At 66.5% G+C, this 828-nt stretch carries 1 protein-coding gene; it reads right to left on the bottom strand.

The window, feature by feature from the left end; all coding sequences use genetic code 11:
- The coding region (locus tag EOA60_RS35300; protein ID WP_245502709.1) for a glutamate synthase-related protein at positions 1 to 828 on the bottom strand (828 nt) is incomplete at both ends.

The raw sequence follows: 828 nt of genomic DNA, 5'->3' as shown, positions 1-828 counted from the left end.
AAATAGGCCTCGCCCTCGGTCGCACCGTAGAGCACCGTGTTGCCGACGATGATCGAGTCAGCCGCGACGATCTTGGCCTCTTCCGGCGGCCGGATGACGATGCGGCCGCCCGACAGGCCTTTGCCGACATAGTCGTTGCCGGCGCCGACCAGCTCGAAGGAGACGCCGCGCGCGAGAAACGCACCGAAAGACTGGCCGGCCGTGCCGGTGAGCTTGACCTGGATCGTGTCCTCGCGCAGGCCTCTTTGCTTGAAGCGCTTGGCGACTTCGCCCGACAGCATCGCGCCGGCAGAGCGGTCGACATTGCGGATCGGCAGCTCGATGCTGACCGGCTGCTTGGCTTCCAGCGCCGGCTTTGCCAGCTCGATCAGCTTGCGGTCGAGCACGTCGTCGATCGGATGCTTCTGCCGCTCGCTCCAGTGCAGCGCCTCAGGCGGCGCCTCCGGCTTGAAGAACATCTTCGAGAAGTCGAGCCCGCGCGCCTTCCAGTGCTGGATCACGTCGCGCTTCTCCAGAAGGTCGGTGTCGCCGATGATCTGGTCGAGATGGGTGAAGCCCATTTCGGCGAGCAGCGCGCGCACCTCCTCCGCCACGTAGAAGAAGAAGTTGATGACATGCTCCGGCGTGCCCTTGAAGCGCTTGCGCAGCACCGGGTCCTGCGTCGCCACCCCGACCGGGCAGGTGTTCAGGTGGCACTTGCGCATCATGATGCAGCCGGCCGCAATCAGCGGCGCGGTCGAGAAGCCGAACTCGTCGGCGCCGAGCAGCGCGCCGATGATGACGTCACGGCCGGTGCGCAACCCGCCGTCGACCTGCAGCGCCACGCGG

The sequence above is a fragment of the Mesorhizobium sp. M1A.F.Ca.IN.020.06.1.1 genome, assembly GCF_004023265.1.
Classification (GTDB): domain Bacteria; phylum Pseudomonadota; class Alphaproteobacteria; order Rhizobiales; family Rhizobiaceae; genus Mesorhizobium.
The sequence above is the reverse complement of the archived record's forward strand: the minus strand, read 5'-3'. Positions and strand labels throughout refer to the sequence as shown.